The sequence below is a fragment of the Lentzea alba genome (genome assembly GCF_047445655.1).
In the GTDB taxonomy this organism is placed as follows: Bacteria; Actinomycetota; Actinomycetes; order Mycobacteriales; family Pseudonocardiaceae; genus Lentzea; species Lentzea alba_A.
Genome location: NZ_JAJAEG010000056.1, coordinates 1 through 16,151 on the forward strand (window position 1 = coordinate 1; position 16,151 = coordinate 16,151).

Here is a 16,151-nt window from a genome sequence, read left to right on the forward strand (position 1 = left end):
TCAGGTGATCCCGCCACAACATCCTCTCTGTTGCTTTGGGCGGCTGCCTGTTGCGTAGGGGGTGCGACCCACCGGACCACACGGAAAGCAGCCTCGGCTTCGCCATCGGGACGGTTCGCCTTCGGCATCGCGGCTATCCCCGTCGCCGCCGTCTGCGTGCGGCGCCTACATGCCGTTGATTCCTGCGTGGTACTTCGGCACCCGCACCGTGATCTTCGTGCCCAGCCCGCACGCCGTCTCCACCACGAGGCCGTACTCGTCGCCGTAGACGCGGCGGAGGCGTTCGTCGATGTTGCCCAGGCCGATGCCTGCGGACTCGTCCACCTGTCCAGCCAGCGTTCGGCGGAGTTTCTCGGGGTCCATCCCGATGCCGTCGTCCTCGATCGTGATGTGGGCTTCGGCGCCGCCGTCGTTCGCGTAGATCTGGATGTGGCCGGGTTCGACCTTGCCCTCCATGCCGTGGCGGACTGCGTTCTCCACCAACGGTTGTAGGCACAGGAACGGGACGGTCACCGGCAGCACCTCGGGTGCCACCTGCAACGTGACCTTCAAGCGCTCGCCGAAACGTGCGCGTTCCAGGGCCAGGTACTGGTCGATGGAGCGGAGTTCCTCCGCCAGCGTGGTGAAGTCGCCGTGGCGGCGGAAGGAGTAGCGGGTGAAGTCCGCGAAGTCCAGGAGCAGGGTTCGGGCTCGTTCCGGATTGGTGCGGACGTAAGAAGCGATGGCGGACAGCGAGTTGTAGATGAAGTGTGGGGAGATCTGGGCGCGCAGAGCTCGCACTTCCGCTTCGACCAGGCGGGTTCGGGAGCGGTCCAGTTCGGCGAGTTCCAGCTGACCGGCTGCCCAGCGGGCTACCTGGTTCGTGGCGCGGACGAGGCCCGCTGAGGCTTCGCGGGAGTAGGCGGCGAGGGTTCCTACTACGCGGCCCTCGACGGTCAGCGGGGCTACTACTGCGCAGTTGATTGGGCAGTTGGGTTCGGTGCAGCCGATGTCGAAGGCTTGGGTGCGGCCGGTGAGGAAGACGTCTTCGGCCTGCATCATGGCTTCGGCGGCGTGGTGATCGGAGACGCCTTCCCAGGCGACTACTTCTGTTTCGTCGGTCAGGGCCAGGGCTGGGGTGTCCAGCAGGGTGCGGAGGTGGCGCGCGGATTTCTTTGCGGCGTCTGGGACCAGGCCTGCGCGGAGCGGTGGGGCGGCGGACCAGGCTGTGTGGAGGGTTTCGTAGGTTACGCGTTGGGCTTCGGTGGAGAGCGACTGTTTGTTGCGCGTGCCTCGCCATAGGACCAGGACGGCTGAGCCGCCCACGATCAGGATCGCGGCTGCGGTGAGGAAGTCTTGCATTGTCGCGTCACCTTCTAGCTTCGCTCGTCGGCCGAGGTGGGGCCGGAGCTGTCCAACCCGAGGTTTTCGGGTGCGTGGAGCTTGACCATTGCCCGTTGCACGCCTGGGGGGACGTGTCTCGGGGTTAGCAGGGAGACGACGTACATCACCGCGAAGCCGAGGGGGACTGTCCAGGCTGCCGGGCGGGAGAGCAGGACCTGGTACCAGGAGTCGCCGGTGTCGGTGAACATCGTGACGAGGCCGGCGGTCAGGGCGGGGACGCCGCCGGCGAGCATGCCGGCGATGGCGCCGATTGTTGTTATGCGCGAAGACCAGATGCCGAGCATCAGTAGCGGGCACAGGGAAGAGGCGGCTACTGCGAAGGCCAGGCCGACCATGTCTGCCACTGGCATGCCGGTGGAGACGAAGGTCATCGCCAGGGGTACCAGGCCTGCTAGGACGGTGGAGATTCGGAAGCCTCGTACGCCGCCCAGGCGCAGGACGTCTTGGGAGAGGACGCCTGCCAGCGAGACGACCAGGCCTGAGGACGTGGAGAGGAAGGCGGCGAAGGCGCCGCCTGCTACCAGGGCGCCCAGGAGTTGGCCGCCTATGCCCTCGATCATTCTGGTTGGCAGGACCAGGACTACGGCGTCGGTTTGGCCGGTCATCAGGAGTTCTGGGGTGTAGAGGCGGCCCAGGGCGCCGTAGATCGGGGGCATCAGGTAGAAGACGGAGAGCAGGCCCAGGACGATCAACGTTGTGCGGCGGGCTGCTGTGCCGTTGGGGTTGGTGTAGAAGCGGACGATCACGTGCGGTAGGCCCATGGTGCCCAGGAATGTGGCGATGATGAGGGAATAGGCGCCGTACAACGGGAAGTCCGCGCCGCTGGACTGGGGGAGGGCCCAGGTCGCGTTGGTGTTGTGCTCCATTGTGGACAGATGGGGGACGGCGGCGCCCTTGGGGAAGGTGAACTTCGAGCCTTGGCCGATTCGGTGGTAGCCGTCGGTCAGGGTCAAGCCCGCGTCCTCGATGCGAACGCCGTCGACCTCGCCGTTGCCCTTGATGAAGATGGAGTGTTCGGCGTGGATGGTGGTCTGGTTGTGGAACTGGACCTCGGTGTCCTGGCGGAAGGTCGGGAACTCCGGCTTGGTGAGGGATTCGGCGCCGTGGACCTGCCAGACGACGATCAGGAAGACGATCGGGACGGTGATCGCGGTCAGTTTCAGCCAGTACTGGAAGGCCTGTACGAAGGTGATGGAGCGCATGCCGCCGGACATGACGTTCGCGGTGACGACGACTGTGACGATGAGCGCGCCCACCCAGTCCGGTGCACCTGTCACGGTGTTCAGGGTCAGGCCGGCGCCTTCCAGTTGGGGGAGGAGGTAGAGCCAGCCGATCGCCAGAGCCAGAACCGATGCGACGCCGCGTACCACGCGGGAGCGGAAGCGGGCCTCGGCGAAGTCCGGGAGGGTGTAGGCGCCGGAGCGGCGTAGGGGTGCGGCGACCATGGTCAGCAGGACCAGGTAGCCGGCGGTGTAGCCGACTGGGAACCACAGCATGTCCGGGCCGTAGGCGAAGATCAGGCCCGCGATGCCCACGAAGGACGCGGCTGACAGGTACTCGCCGCCGATCGCGGAGGCGTTCCACCACGGGGAGACCGTGCGCGAGGCTACGTAGAAGTCCGACGTGGTGCGGGAAACGCGCAAGCCGTAGGTGCCGACCAGGATCGTGCCCAGTGCTACGACCAGCACCGCCACGATGGCGTAACCACTCGTCATGGACGTTCGACCAGCTCCGCGAACTCGCGCTCACTGCGCTCGGCCTGCCGCACGTAGAACCAGCCGGCCAGCAGCAGCATCGGGAAGGTCGCGACGCAGAGCAGGAACCACGGCAGGCCCAGGCCCAGCACGCGGGCCTTGCCCAGTTCGGGTTCGATCGCGAACAGCAGCGGCAGCAGGCCCAAGGTGCAGCACACCACCAGACAGACCGAGATGCCCAGCCGTCGTTGTGCGCGGATCAGGGTGCGCATGTAGACGGCGCCGAGCTCGCTCTGTTCGTTGATCTCGCGGGTGCCCGAGTACGGGCGGCGGGCGCGGGGTGCTCTGGTGCGCGGGCTCGTCACCACCACACGCTGGGTCGGCTTTTGCGGTGGCGGCGTGGTCACGAACCCAGCCCGTTCCTCGGTTGCACGACACCGGCGGGGGTTGCGCCGGAGACGGGGGTCGGGCGGGCGCGGCGCACCAGCAGTTGCCGGAGGTGGCGGGCGTGACGGCGGCTGACGGGGAGAACGGCGCCGCCGATCGTGACGCTGAGGTGGCCGTCTTCCAGGCGCAGCTCGTCGATGTGGCCGAGGGAGACGAGGTGGCTGCGGTGGATGCGGACGAAACCCGCGCTGCGCCAGCGTTCTTCGAGGCCGTTCAACGCCGCGCGCACCAGGCCGCTGCCGGTCGCGGTGTGCAGGCGGGCGTAGTCGCCGTGTGCTTCGACGTAGCGGATGTCGGCGAGGCGGATGAACCTCGTGACGCCACCGAGTTCTACCGGGATGACCTCGTCACCCATCTCCGGCGGCGTGGTGTTCGCGGGCTGCGCGGCCGCGGCGGGTACGGGTTCGGTGGGGGGCTTGGAGTCCCAGACCTCGTGCACGATGCGGTGCACGGACTCCGCCAGCCGTTCCGCGCGCACGGGCTTGAGCAGGTAGTCGAGAGCCTTGAGCTCGAACGCCTCGACGGCGGGCTGCTGGTGTGCCGTCACGAACACCACGGGCGGCGGCTGCGCGAACCGGGAGAGCACGCGGGCGAGGTCGAGGCCGTCGAGCCCGGGCATGCGGATGTCGAGGAACACCGCGTCCAACGGCTGTCCTGCGTCCATCGCGCGGTGCAACACCCGAAGCGCCTTGGTGGCGTCGGTGACCGCTTCCACGTGCGCGATGCGCGGATCGGAGCGCAACAGGTACACGAGGTCTTCCAGCGCGGGTGCCTCGTCGTCGACGGCCAGCACCCGGAGGGAGCGCTCGAGGCTGCCACGTCGATCCGGCCCCTCGCAGACGGGGCAGGGCAGACCTGAGGTCATTCGAGATCGAGTCCAAACTGTGTACGGCCGATCCTCACGTGGCGGCGATTAGACCACGCTCGGTCATCGCGCGCCTGGTGAGCCGAGGGCGTCGGATACGCGATCATGCACCCTCACGGAGGGTGACCCGCTGCGGGGGTCCGATTGCACAACGTGTGCACGGCAATGCCCCCTCCCACCCCTGAAAAGCCCGATTGGGCGCATCATCCGTCAGGTGGCGGAGGTGCGGAAACCCTCCGAACGGGTGTGTCTCGGATGGGAGACGGAAACCGCTATCACGCAGCGTGCACTTGCCTGGTCAGGCACACGGGCCGTGCGGGCCTGGATCAGGACTGCCGGAGGGCGCGCGGCTGGGCCGCGAGGGCGTCACCGAGCGTGATCTCCAGCTCGATGAACGACTCCTCGGCGCGGCGGGCCGCGACGCTGACGGAGGCGGCCGCGGCGGGGCCGATGAGTCTGCGGGTGGGGGCGCGCAGTGCCTGGATCGCCTCGGACCACTGGTTCGAGAGCTTGGCGAGACCGCTCAGCGTGTCCACGAGGTCGTCGGTGTTGTCCGGCGGTGACGCGATGATCTCCGCCAGCCGGTCGCGCAGCGCGTCCAGTGCCGGGTCCACTTCAATCCTCCCGTCGTGCTGCGCCAGGGGGATATGCGCAGTGGGTGGCTGCGGCTGGCTGAGGACAAGTGCTGACATTTCCCCCACTGGGCAACACCATATCTCGACCGCTGTGGTCCAGCGCAATGATGTTGCCCCACTGGGACCACTCGGTCAATCGTGCACCCATTCCGTCTCAATAGGTGCTTGTCTCAACTGGTGCGCGCTTATGGCGGCCGGCTGAAATGAACTGGTTTCGACGTTTAGTCGGCGTTGCTCGACGCAGCGTCGGTTCTACGTCCCTGGTAGGCCAGGTGGCGCCGGGGGTGTTGGGCCGAATCGGTGTGTCCTGGGTCGCATCAATCGCGGCAATGCGTTCCCCGATGGAGGGACTTCTCGACAGTTGTATTAACTCTTTTGCTGCAGTGCGGTCGCGCTGGTGTGGGCGATCGTGTCGGGAGTTCAGTCGTTCGGGTTCATACAGGATTTTCCGGCCGTTCTCAGCGCGGATGCCGGAGGAGTCGCACACCGAGCAGGTCGACCCGCGCGGAGCCGTCGTGGTCCATCAGCAGAACGTCGCACAGGGCCGTTCCGTCCTGCACTCGCCCGGCCGACACCACGACCTTTCCGGGGGCCGAAAGAAGTCCGGTGCGGTGCACCCGGACCTCGCGCACGCTCGTCGCCACGGCGGTGCCGCCGAAGGCTTTCCGGCCCCAGTTCGCGGCGAGACGAAGGCACTCGTCCACTGCCGCGGGGTCGGTGCGGCTGTGTTCGAGCGGCCAGCCGAGGTCGCGGACGCCACGGACAGTGACCGTCGGCGCGTCCTGGACCCGTTTCGGCGGGAGGGCTTCGGCGATCGTCGCCCTGCCGTGCGTGACATCCGAGACGAGTGCGAGCCGCTTTCCCCGACCGCGCACGGTGATCGGCCCGGATCCGGTGCAGGGGTCGCGCAGCAGGGAGACGTCGCGCAGCGCGGTCGCGCCCGAGGCCGCGACGAACCACTCGATCAGCCACGTGAGGGGGCTGTGCGACTCGCCCGGCAGGTCCGTGGGCGGCACCTCGGCGCGGAAGACGCGTTCCTCCGGTGCCGGCGCCTGCTGGACCGCGCCCTTGGTGAGGAACTCGCGGACGAACGCCTCGTCGTCGCCGGCCGTCGTGGTCGACCAGCCGCGGGCGGTCGCGAGGCACCCGAGGGTCTCGTTGTTCATCGCGTGGGTGCGGTCGTCGGGTGACGCGAGCAGCACGCAGACTTTGGTGATGGGGTCGGCCGACGTGGCCGCGAGAGTGGCCTGCAGCGCCGATGTCGGTGCCGCGCAGGCGTTGTGCACGATGCCGGTGATCTGACCCCACTCGACCCGCACGGTGTCCAGGTCGTCGACGCCGGCGACGCGGGCCTCGGCGCCGGCCTCGGCCAGCAGGTCCCGGTACGCCCGCAGCCCGCGCCCGGCCAGGACCTCGCCGGCGAGCTCGATCACGCGGGCGGGGGAGAGGTCCTTGGTGTGGTTGAGGATCGCGCGTTTGACGGCGGCCTCGTCGCGGGCGGTCGGGTGCGGGTCGGCTGCTTCGGGATGGCCGAGCAGCACGATCTTCGGTTTCAGCTCGCGGGCCAGCGCGAGCAGGGAGAGCGAGGCGCCGGTCGCGACGATCACGTTGTGCGTCGTGCCGTCCGGGTCGGGCAGCGGGGTCTGTTCGGTGACCAGTTCGCGGCGCGCGCCGTCGAGGTAGCCGACGGCCTGGTCGGCGCCGCCGTGCAGGAGCTCGGTGGTGATGTGCCGGGCTGCGTTCTGGCCGCGCGGGACGTCGAGGGCGCGGACCGTGCTGTCCGGCCATTCGGTGCGGAGGTGGCGGGCCAATCCGGCCAGGCCGCCCGCCTTTGCTCTCGTCGCGGCGCCGCCGTTCTGGCCGAAGTCGCCGCCGGTGTCCTGCACCGTGACGAAGACCGATCGCGGCTCGCGTGCTGCGTGCAGGGCCTCGGCGTGGACGTTGCTCACGTCGTCGCGCAGGCCTCCCAGGAAGATCACGCCGCTCGCGCCGTACGGGACCTCCTCGACGACGGTGGCGGCGATGCCTTGTGCCGCAAGGTTCTCCCGGATCTCGTGGGCGGTTCTCCTACCGTCGTCGGTGATCACGAGCCGGCCGCGCAGGTTCGCCGTGCGCAGTCCGGGATGCGTTGCCGGCACGGTGGCCAGGACGTGCCTCGTCGGGTGGGGCCTGCCTTCGAGCGCTGCTTGCCATTCACCGAGGGTGCGGAACTCGCAGACGTCCGCGACGGAGATCTCCGGCAGGCCGGGCAGCCGGGTCCGCAGCGCGGTGAGCAGTTCGACGCGGGCGAGCGAATCGAGCCGGAGATCGGCCGTGAGTTCGAGTTCCGCGGTGAGAACGGCGACCGGACGTCCCGTCCGCGCGGACACGAGTGCCAGCAGCACGTGCGCGGGCGAGGAAAAGGAGGGCATCCGCTCACCCCATTCCTGGGCATTGTGTTCGAGCGACGGTACCGCAGCGGGAATGGGCTTCAACGGCTCGCCCGTCCGATCACACGAACAGCGCAACCCGCGCACGTTTGCACCCGGTCGCCGTCTCATTTGGGAACTTCACTGCTGCGAACGGCGCACGGTTGCTCGTGTCTCAACAGGGCCTTGACAGTTGCCGAAATCTCAGTTCGATTTGCGGGCAAACGAACTGTTCCCGCTGCTCTGTCCGGGTGATGGCGGCGGCTGTCCGTGCTGTTCAGGCGGTCTTTCGTGAAAAGCGACGCGGTGTTGGTTCCAATCGACGCTGGTAACAAATAGGGAATCCAACCGCACAGATCGAGTCAAGTATGTTGTCTTGTCGTGACACTCGATTACCGGGAGCTGGGAGATCGGGATCGAATCTTCGGGTACCGGAGGGTTCCGTAGTCCAGGTGAGCGTTGCTACCGTCCTGCGGCTGAAAGGTTTCCCCGGTGAGATCGGGTATCAGGATGAAAACCAGCGCTTCGCTCGACCACGCCGCCGCCTCCGTAGTCTCCGCATTTCAGGCTTTGTGGAAACGCTCTCCCGAACGACTTCTGTTCACGTTCGTCGACGAACTCGGCCGCGACGAGGAGCCGATCACGGCCTCCGCGCTGGGCGAAGCCGCGACCGCCGTCGGCGCCGCGCTGCGCGACTGGGGTTTCCGCCCCGGCGACCGCGCCCTGCTGGTCTACCCGCCCGGCCCGGAGTTCGTGCGAGCCCTGCTCGGCTGCCTGGCCGCGGGCGTCGTTCCCGTCCCGGTCTACCCGCCGAACCCGGTGCGGCTGGGCCACGACCTGGCGGGCTTCCGCTCCGTTGTGGACAGCTGCAGGCCCGTCGGCGTCCTGACGTCCAGCGCCTACGAGCGGGCACGGACCGTCGGCGCCGTGACCGGCTTCTTCGACCGCGGCAAACCTGAGTGGCCACGCCTGCGCTGGCACCGCACCGACCGCGTGCGTCCTGGCGTTTCTTTCGACTGGCACGAGCCTGCCTCGGCGGAGGAACCGGCGTTGCTGCAGTACACGTCCGGCTCGACCGCGGCACCCAAGGGCGTCGTCATCACGCACGGGAACCTGGTCTCCGAGATCCGCGCGAACGCCCGCGACCTGGGCCTCGGCGACGACACCGTCGGCGCGTTCTGGCTGCCGCAGTACCACGACCTGGGCCTGATCAGCGTCATCCTCAGCACCCTGACCGGCAACTCGCACACGTACCTGATGTCACCGCTGTCGTTCCTGCACCGCCCCGCGCTGTGGTTCGACGTGATGTCCCGCGTCCGCGCCACCCACACCGCGGCCCCGAACTTCGCCTTCGAACTGGCGCTGCGCAAGACGACGGTCGAGCAACGCGCCTCCTGGGATCTTCGAGCTCTGCGCGTGGTGATGTCCGCCGCCGAGCCGATTCGCGCGTCCACTGTGGATGCCTTCTACGCGGCCTTCGCCTCGTCCGGCCTGAGCCGCTCGTCGTTCTACCCCGCCTACGGCCTCGCCGAGCACACCGTCAGCGTGTCGATGGGAGGCAAGGCGGTTCTCCGCCTCGACCGCGCCGCACTGCAACGCGGCGAGGTGCTGCCGTCGCTGGACGGCGTGCCGATCGTGGGCTGCGGCCGCGTCACCAAGCCCGACGCCAGCGTCCGGATCGTCGACCCGGAGACGCTTCTGCCCGCAGGGCCGGACCGCGTCGGGGAGATCTGGGCCTCGTCGAGCACGTGCGCGGCCGGCTACTTCGGCCTGCCGGACGAGACCGGCCGGACGTTCCAGGCACAGGTGCCGGGTGACGAGCGGCACTACCTGCGGACCGGTGACCTCGGGTTCTTCTTCGAGGGTGAGCTGTTCATCGCCGGGCGGCTCAAGGACGTGATCATCATCAACGGCCGCAACCACTACCCGCAGGACGTCGAGGACGCCGTCCGCGACTGCCACCCCGGCGTGCGGCCGGGCGGGGTCGTGGCCTTCGGGGTGCCGCGCGAGGAGGGCGAACGGCTCGTGCTGTTCGTGGAGACGCGCGAGAAGAAGACACCCGACACCGTTCGTGCGGAGATCGCGGAAGCAGTGCGGCGGCGGGTGTTCGAGACGCACGGCCTGGCGGTGGACGAGGTAGTGGTGCGACCGCAGGGGCTGGTGCTGAAGACGACCAGCGGCAAGGTGCGGCGGCGGGCCTGCAGGCAGGCGTTCCTGGAGGGTCGGGCGTGAAGACCGTGATCGTGATCGGTGCCGGGGTCAGCGGCCTCACCGCCGCCCGCACGTTGGAGAAGGCCGGCCACCGGGCCATCGTGCTCGAACGCGGCGACGAGGTCGGCGGCAAGTGCGCGTCGGTCGACATCGACGGGCACGCGTTCGACCTCGGCGGCCACGTCTGCACGACGAAGTACGAGCGGCTGGCCGCGCTGGCGACCGAGCTCGGCCTCGACACCGAGCCCACGACGCCGCATCGGGTGTTCGACGCCGGTACCGGGGAGTCGCGGCCGCAGAGTTCGGCGTTCTTCACCTACGAGAACTTCCAGCGGTACACCAGGATTCGCGACGCCGAGTTCCCGCGGCTCGGCGAACCCGGCCTCGCGCACTCCGCCCGTGCACTCGCCACACCGGCAATGCAGTGGCTGCAGGAGCACGGGCTCGAAGCGATGGCGGAGTCGTTCGGCACCGGGTACACCGCCGCCGGCTACGGGCGGCTCGACCAGGTGCCCGCGCTGTACTTCCTGAAGTACGCGGAGATGACGGGTCTGCTGTCGAGCACTCGCGATCTGCTCGGGCACACCGGCAGCTTCACGATCAGGGGCGGGTTCGGCACGCTCTGGCAGCGCGTCGCCGAGGACCTCGACGTGAGGCTGAACGTCGAGGTCGAGCAGATCTCGCGCAACGCCGGCGGAGTGCGGGTCAAGGCGGGGGAGTGGATCGAGGCGGACGCGCTCGTCATCACCGTGCCGATCGACCAGATCCCGGCCCTCGACGCCACGCCCGAGGAACGCGACATCGCACAGCGCGTGCGGTACCTGGACTACACGACCGTGGTGTGCACGGCAGACGGGTTGCCGCGAGAGGCGTTCTCGCTGGTCACCCAGCCGAAGAACGTCGTGTCGTTCCACCATCGCTACGAGGACAGCGATGTCTACGCGTGCTACGCCTATGGGGCGGACGACGACGTATTCCGAGCAGACGTCACGGCATTGGGCGGAGCGATCCACGCGCCGCACGCCCGCAAGGACTGGAAGTTCTTGCCGCACTTCGGTTCCGAGGACCTCGCGAAAGGGGTCCTGGACCGGATCGAGCTCATGCAGGGCGAGCTGAACACGTTCCACGTCGGCAGCCTGCCCGCGTTCGAGCTGGTCGAGTGCACGATCGCGTACGCGGAAGACCTCATCGCAAAGCACTTCGAACCGCAGAGCGGCAGCCGCACGGTCACGACCGCGCAGACGATCCGCGAGTGGCTGATCAAGCACATCGCGGCCGAACTGCACGTGCCCGAGCACGCGATCGCCCCGTCGGCGCCGCTGACCTCGCTCGGCCTGGAGTCGCTGTCGGTCGCGACCCTGCAGAGCGCGTTGTCCGACTGGCTCGGGTTCCGCGTGCCGCACACGCTGTTCCTCGAACTGCCCACAGTGGACGCAATCGCCGAACACCTCGCGCGCCAAGATGTTCCGACGACGGCGAGTCCGCTGACGTTGCCGCTGACCACCCCGCGGCCGTTCTTCTGCATCGGCGGCGCGGTCGGCGCGGCCTACTACCTGCTGCCGCTGGCCCGCGCGGTCGGCCAGGGCCAGCCGTTCTACGGCCTGCAGGGACCCGGTTTCGACGGCTCCGAGGAACCGGTCGACGACATCGGGGAGCTGGCCCAGCGCTACATCACCGAGATCAAGCAGATCCAGCCGTACGGGCCGTATCTCGTCGGTGGGCACTCGTTCGGCGGCATCGTGGCGTACGAGGTGGCCAGGCAGCTCCGGCAACGCGGGGACGAGGTCGCGCGCGTCATCATGATCGACGCGTACCCCGCTGTGCCCGGTCAGCTGGAGCCGCCGTGGGACGAGCGCGCGGTGATCGAGGAACTGTGGACGATCCGGCAGCACGCGTTCCAGGACAACGGGGCACCGCGCCGCCGCGTCGACCAAACCCTCACACCGAAGGAACAACGCGAGCAGCTCGGCCGGTTCCTCGGCGCGTCCGGCACGCGGCCGGTCGAGGAGCACATCGCCACGATCATGGGTGTCTACCAGGCTCAGGTCGAGGCGTTGGTGCGCTACGAACCCCAAGCGTCCGACCTCAAGGTCACGCTGATCAAGGCGACCGGTGGCTTTCCCCAGGTGCTCAAGGAGGACCGGCACGTCGAGCTGTTCTTCGACGCGCCGGCCAACGGCTGGGAACGCGTCGCGATGAGCGAGCTCAACGTCGTGACCGTGCCGGGCGACCACTTCAGCATGCTGGTGCCGCCCGCACTCACGACGTTGGCCGACGCCGTCCGCACCGCCATCGCGCAGGTGCCGCCGCCTCCACCGCCACCCGCGGCGCACGTCGAGTCGTCGATCCACATCAACCCGATGCACCCGGACTTCCTGGCCGACCCGTACCCGTTCTACGCGCTGCTGCGGGATCTCGCGCCCGTCCACTACGACGACGCCCTCGACGGCTGGGTGCTGACGCGGCATGCGGACGTGACGGACGTGTTGCGCCGCACCACTGTCGTGCGCCCGTCCACCGCGACGCTGATGGCCCGGCTCCCCGGCGACGTGCTCCAGCAGATGAACCCGTTCATCCGGCGCCTCGACTCGTCGCTGCCGTTCAGCAACCGCCCGTCGCACACCCGGTTGCGCAAGCTGATGAACCGCAGTTTCACCCCGCGCGCCATGGAACACCGCCGGTCCGAAGTCGAATCCACCTGCCGCGAACTGCTCGACGGCTTCACCGGCGGCGACTTCCTGGCCGAGGTTGCCTACCCGTTCCCCGCACGGGTCGTGATGGACCTCGTCGGCGTGCCTCGCGAGGACCAGCAGCAGCTCACGCGGTGGGGCACCGACGTCATGAAAACGTTGGGGGAGGGGCAATACGGCGCAGACCCGGTGGCGGTCGCGCACGCCTCCTCGGCCGCGATGGACGAGCTGATGGCCTACCTGCGCGCGCTGATCGCGGAACGCCGTCAGCGCCCTCGAGCGGACCTGATCTCGGAGCAGCTGGGCAAAGCCGACGCCGACGCGTTCGGTGACCGCGGCGAATGGGACAGCGACGACGAGCTGGTCGTCAACATCATCTCGTTGATCAACGCCGGCCTGGAGACGACGGCGAACTACCTCGGCAACGGCGTGCTCGCCTTGCTGCGCAACCCTTCCCAGCTCGAACTGCTCCGCACCGACCCGTCGATCGCGGTCACCGCGGCCGAGGAACTGCTGCGCTACGACTCGCCCGCGCCGATCATCACGCCGCAGCTGGCGAGCGAGGACCTGGAGATCGGCGGCCACCTGATCCGGGCGGGCGAGCTGCTGTTCCCGGTGCTCGGCGCGGCCAACCGCGACCCCGCCCAGTACACCGACCCCGAGACGTTGGACCTGCGCCGCGAGTCGGCGGTCACGCACCTGACGTTCGGGGCGGGCATCCACTACTGCATCGGCGCGTTCCTCGGCCGGCTCGAAGGCCAGGTGCTGTTCCCGATGCTGGCGGCCAGGTTCCCCCGGCTCCGGCTCGCTCAAGAACCGGAGTTCCGGCCCGACCCGGCCTTGCGCGGCCTCAAAGCCCTGCACCTGCTCACCGACTAACAAACCTGCTGATAGGAAGCATCCGGAACGTACTGCGCCCACTCCTCGCGGCTGAGCGAGCGACCTGCCTGCTCGCACAGCGTCTTCTCGACGTCGACGGCGTATCCGATGTCCCACAACCGAACCGCGCTGTCGTCACCGCCGCTCGCCAGCGTCCGCCCGTCCGGGCTGAACCGCACGGCCCGCACCGGCGCGGTGTGCTGCAGGTGGCCGGGGCTGACCTGGCCGCGGGTCGCGAGGTCCCAGATCCGCACGGACGAGTCGCCGCTGCCGGTCGCGAGCAGCCTGCCGTCCGGGCTGAACGCCACCGAGTACACCGGCCCGGTGTGCCCGATCAGCTGCTCGCCGCTCGGCGTCCGGCTCGCCACGTCCCAGATCCGCACGACGCCGTCCTCGCCCGCGCTGGCCAGCAGCGTGCCGTCGGGCGAGAACGCCACCGCGCCGATCGCACCCGAATGCCCGGTGAGCCGGTGCTCGGTGTCGCCGTCCCACAACCGCACCACGCCCTCCGAACCTCCGGTGGCGAGCAGCTTTCCGCCGGGCTGCGAGGCGATCGCGTAGACGGCCTCCTCGAGCTGCTTGCCGCCGGTTCGGGTGTGGTTCGCGACGTTCCACCAGGCCGGGTTCGGCTCGCCGCCGCGAACGGCTCGCTGCCCCGTCACCAGCGCGCCGTCCGACGTGAACACCGCGGCCCTGATCTCGTCCGTGCCGACCAGATTGCCGAGGGACCTGCCGCTCTCCGGGTCCCAGAGCAGCACGCCGCCCTGGTTGTCGTCGGTGCGGCTGGGGTGCAGCCGGATGCCGGCGATCGCGATCTTCCGGTCCGGGCCGGCCGCGAGTGAGGTGACCGCGCTGATGACCCCGGTGCGCAGCGCACTGCGCTCCTCGCGCTTGCCGACGTCGATGAACCGGACCGTGGGGCCGCGCTCGATCAGGGATTCCGGGCCCTCGTCCGCGTCCGGGAACAGCTGGACGAGGTTGGGGCCCACCAACTTGCCGGGGTTCGCGCTGCACAGCATGAAGCCGGTGTTCTGACAGGTGTAGTTGCCCTTGTCGCTGTAGAGCGCGCCGCCGTTGTCGCCGCCCGCCACGAGCGTGTGGCCGGACTCGTTGAACAGCAACGAGTACACCGGCCCGGAGAACCCGGACAACGGCCTGGCGATCTCGTGGTGGGCACTGATGTCCCAGTGCCGCACCGTGCCGTCCGTCGACGTGCTCGCGAGCGTCCGGCCGTCCGGGCTGAACGCCACCGACGTCACCGGGCGGGTGTGGCCGGCGAGCGGCGGGCCGACCGCCTGCCGCGTTCCGGTGTGCCACAACCGGATCGTGCCGTCCTGGCTGCCGGTCGCGACGAGCGACGAGTCCGGGTGCACCGCGAGCGACGGCGCCACGAGTGCGCGGTCCTCCCGCGTGTAGCCGCTCACCGGCGCGCCGATCGGGGTGCGGCCGGCGAGGTCCCAGAACCGCAGCGTGCCTTCGAAACCGGCGGAGACGAGCGTCCTGCCGTCGTTCGCGAGCGCGAGGGCGGGGCTGAGGTCGGCGCTGTCGACGACGACGTGCGCGTTGATCGGATCGCCTTGCGCGGCACCGGTCGCCGGGTCCCAGAAGCGGATGGTGCCGTCGGTGGACGCGGTCATGAGGGTGGTGCCGTCGGGGTTGAAGAGCACGGCCGAGCCGGGGCGGATGTCGTCGTCGAACGGGTCGCTGCCGATTCCCCAGCCGCGGATCCGGGCGCCGCTGGTCGCGTCGACCAGGACGACCTCGGTGCCGGGGAGACCCACCGCGAGCGTGCGGCCGTCCGGGTGGAACGCCAGGCCGCCGATCTTCTCCGTGCGCGGGCCGCCGATCCGCAGCGCAGTGCCGATCCACTCGGAGGAAGCGGTGCGCCACAACCGGATCTCGCCCTCCCCGGTGGTGAGCGCGAGCACCGACGCGTCGGGGTTGAAGGCGACGGTCCGCACACGCGTTGCGTCCAGTTGCCGGTACTTGCTGCCGTCGCTGATGAACGCCTTGCCGTCCGCAACGACGGCGGAGCGTTCACCGTCGCGGCTGTAGGTCGCCGACTCGGCAGACTTCCCGAGGCGCAGCACGTCCCGGCTGGGCAGGGCGGCCGTGCGCACCATCCCGGCTCGTGCCTGCGGTGTCTCGCTCACGTTCCACGCGGCGAGGCTCAGCAGCCGGGCCAGCGCCGGGTCGTTGTCGCCGATGTTCTCGCTGCGCGCCGCCAGTTCACGCGACAGCGACCGGTCACGTTGCTCCTCGGCCTCGGACTGCTGTTTCGCCGCCGTCAGACCGAGGACCATGGCGATGACGGTCAGGATCGCGAGTGCGCCGACGGCTCCCTGCCGGGCACGAACGGCCGCGCGGTGCAGGCGGACGTCCTCGCTGTCGAGCGCTTCTTTGGGCTTGCCGTGGACCGGCGCGGCCAGCGTCGCGAGTTCCGAGCGGAACCTGCTGTGCCGCACGGAAAGCTGCGTCTCGTTGCGAGCCCAGGTCAGGTTCACCCAGAGCGGCTCGGCCTCGAACCAGCCGCTGAGCTGCTCGGGCAGCGCGTTCGTGGCGTTCCAGTCGAAGTCGTTCCTGCTCTCGTCCCAGTTGATCGTGCCGCTGGTGAGGACGATGAGGAACGTCGCCTGCTCGCGGTTCTCCCGCCAGTACTGGACCTCGCGGCCGACCCAGATCGACTTCGCGCTCTCCGGCGACGCCATCAGGATGAAGAACCGCGACTTGCGCAGCGCCGCCTCGATCGCGGCCCCGAGACCGGGACTGGCCTCCAGACCGGTCTGGTCGCGGAAGATGCTCAGCGCGTGCGGGCGGTACCAGGGTTTCGCGAGCCGGCTGAGCCCGCTCTGCACCGCCGGGGCGAGCGCGGGCCCGTCGACCGCGTAGCTGTAGGACAGGAACGCGTCGTACTGCCATTCGGACACCTGGCGGAGCGT

9 protein-coding genes are annotated in these 16,151 nt (G+C 69.2%); 2 read left to right on the forward strand and 7 right to left on the reverse strand.

Annotated elements, in window-relative coordinates:
• Nucleotides 1-165: 165 nt before the first annotated feature.
• The 6 genes from LFM09_RS47520 to LFM09_RS47545 all read right to left on the reverse strand — a co-directional run bounded on the left by LFM09_RS47520 (nucleotide 166) and on the right by LFM09_RS47545 (nucleotide 7,435).
• Nucleotides 166-1,341, reverse strand: coding sequence for a sensor histidine kinase (locus tag LFM09_RS47520; protein ID WP_414103255.1), 1,176 nt, complete (start codon nucleotides 1,339-1,341; stop codon nucleotides 166-168).
• Nucleotides 1,342-1,355: 14 nt separating this feature from the next.
• On the reverse strand, nucleotides 1,356-3,098 hold the full coding sequence (locus LFM09_RS47525) for a cation acetate symporter (RefSeq protein ID WP_414103256.1): 1,743 nt from the start codon (nucleotides 3,096-3,098) through the stop codon (nucleotides 1,356-1,358).
• Nucleotides 3,095-3,442, reverse strand: a complete 348-nt coding sequence (locus LFM09_RS47530; RefSeq protein ID WP_414103257.1) for a hypothetical protein — start codon at nucleotides 3,440-3,442, stop codon at nucleotides 3,095-3,097. The genes LFM09_RS47525 and LFM09_RS47530 overlap by 4 nt, the downstream gene beginning before the upstream one ends.
• Nucleotides 3,443-3,480: 38 nt before the next feature.
• Complete coding sequence (locus LFM09_RS47535; RefSeq protein ID WP_414103258.1) at nucleotides 3,481-4,389, reverse strand: LytR/AlgR family response regulator transcription factor; 909 nt, start codon at nucleotides 4,387-4,389, stop codon at nucleotides 3,481-3,483.
• 326 nt (nucleotides 4,390-4,715) lie between these two features.
• Complete coding sequence (locus LFM09_RS47540; protein WP_414103259.1) at nucleotides 4,716-5,003, reverse strand: hypothetical protein; 288 nt, start codon at nucleotides 5,001-5,003, stop codon at nucleotides 4,716-4,718.
• 479 nt (nucleotides 5,004-5,482) lie between these two features.
• The gene (locus LFM09_RS47545) at nucleotides 5,483-7,435 is read right to left on the reverse strand and encodes a phosphopantetheine-binding protein (protein WP_414103260.1); all 1,953 of its coding nucleotides are present in this window, start codon (nucleotides 7,433-7,435) and stop codon (nucleotides 5,483-5,485) included.
• 507 nt (nucleotides 7,436-7,942) lie between these two features.
• Between LFM09_RS47545 and LFM09_RS47550 the strand changes: the two genes are divergently transcribed.
• On the forward strand, nucleotides 7,943-9,664 hold the full coding sequence (locus LFM09_RS47550) for a fatty acyl-AMP ligase (RefSeq protein ID WP_414103261.1): 1,722 nt from the start codon (nucleotides 7,943-7,945) through the stop codon (nucleotides 9,662-9,664).
• Nucleotides 9,661-13,212: a cytochrome P450 gene (locus LFM09_RS47555; RefSeq protein ID WP_414103262.1), complete on the forward strand. Its 3,552-nt coding sequence runs from the start codon at nucleotides 9,661-9,663 to the stop codon at nucleotides 13,210-13,212. The genes LFM09_RS47550 and LFM09_RS47555 overlap by 4 nt, the downstream gene beginning before the upstream one ends.
• Here LFM09_RS47555 and LFM09_RS47560 read toward each other — a convergent pair.
• On the reverse strand, nucleotides 13,209-16,139 hold the full coding sequence (locus LFM09_RS47560) for a hypothetical protein (RefSeq protein ID WP_414103263.1): 2,931 nt from the start codon (nucleotides 16,137-16,139) through the stop codon (nucleotides 13,209-13,211). The two genes, LFM09_RS47555 and LFM09_RS47560, sit on opposite strands and share 4 nt — an antisense overlap.
• Nucleotides 16,140-16,151 lie beyond the last annotated feature (12 nt).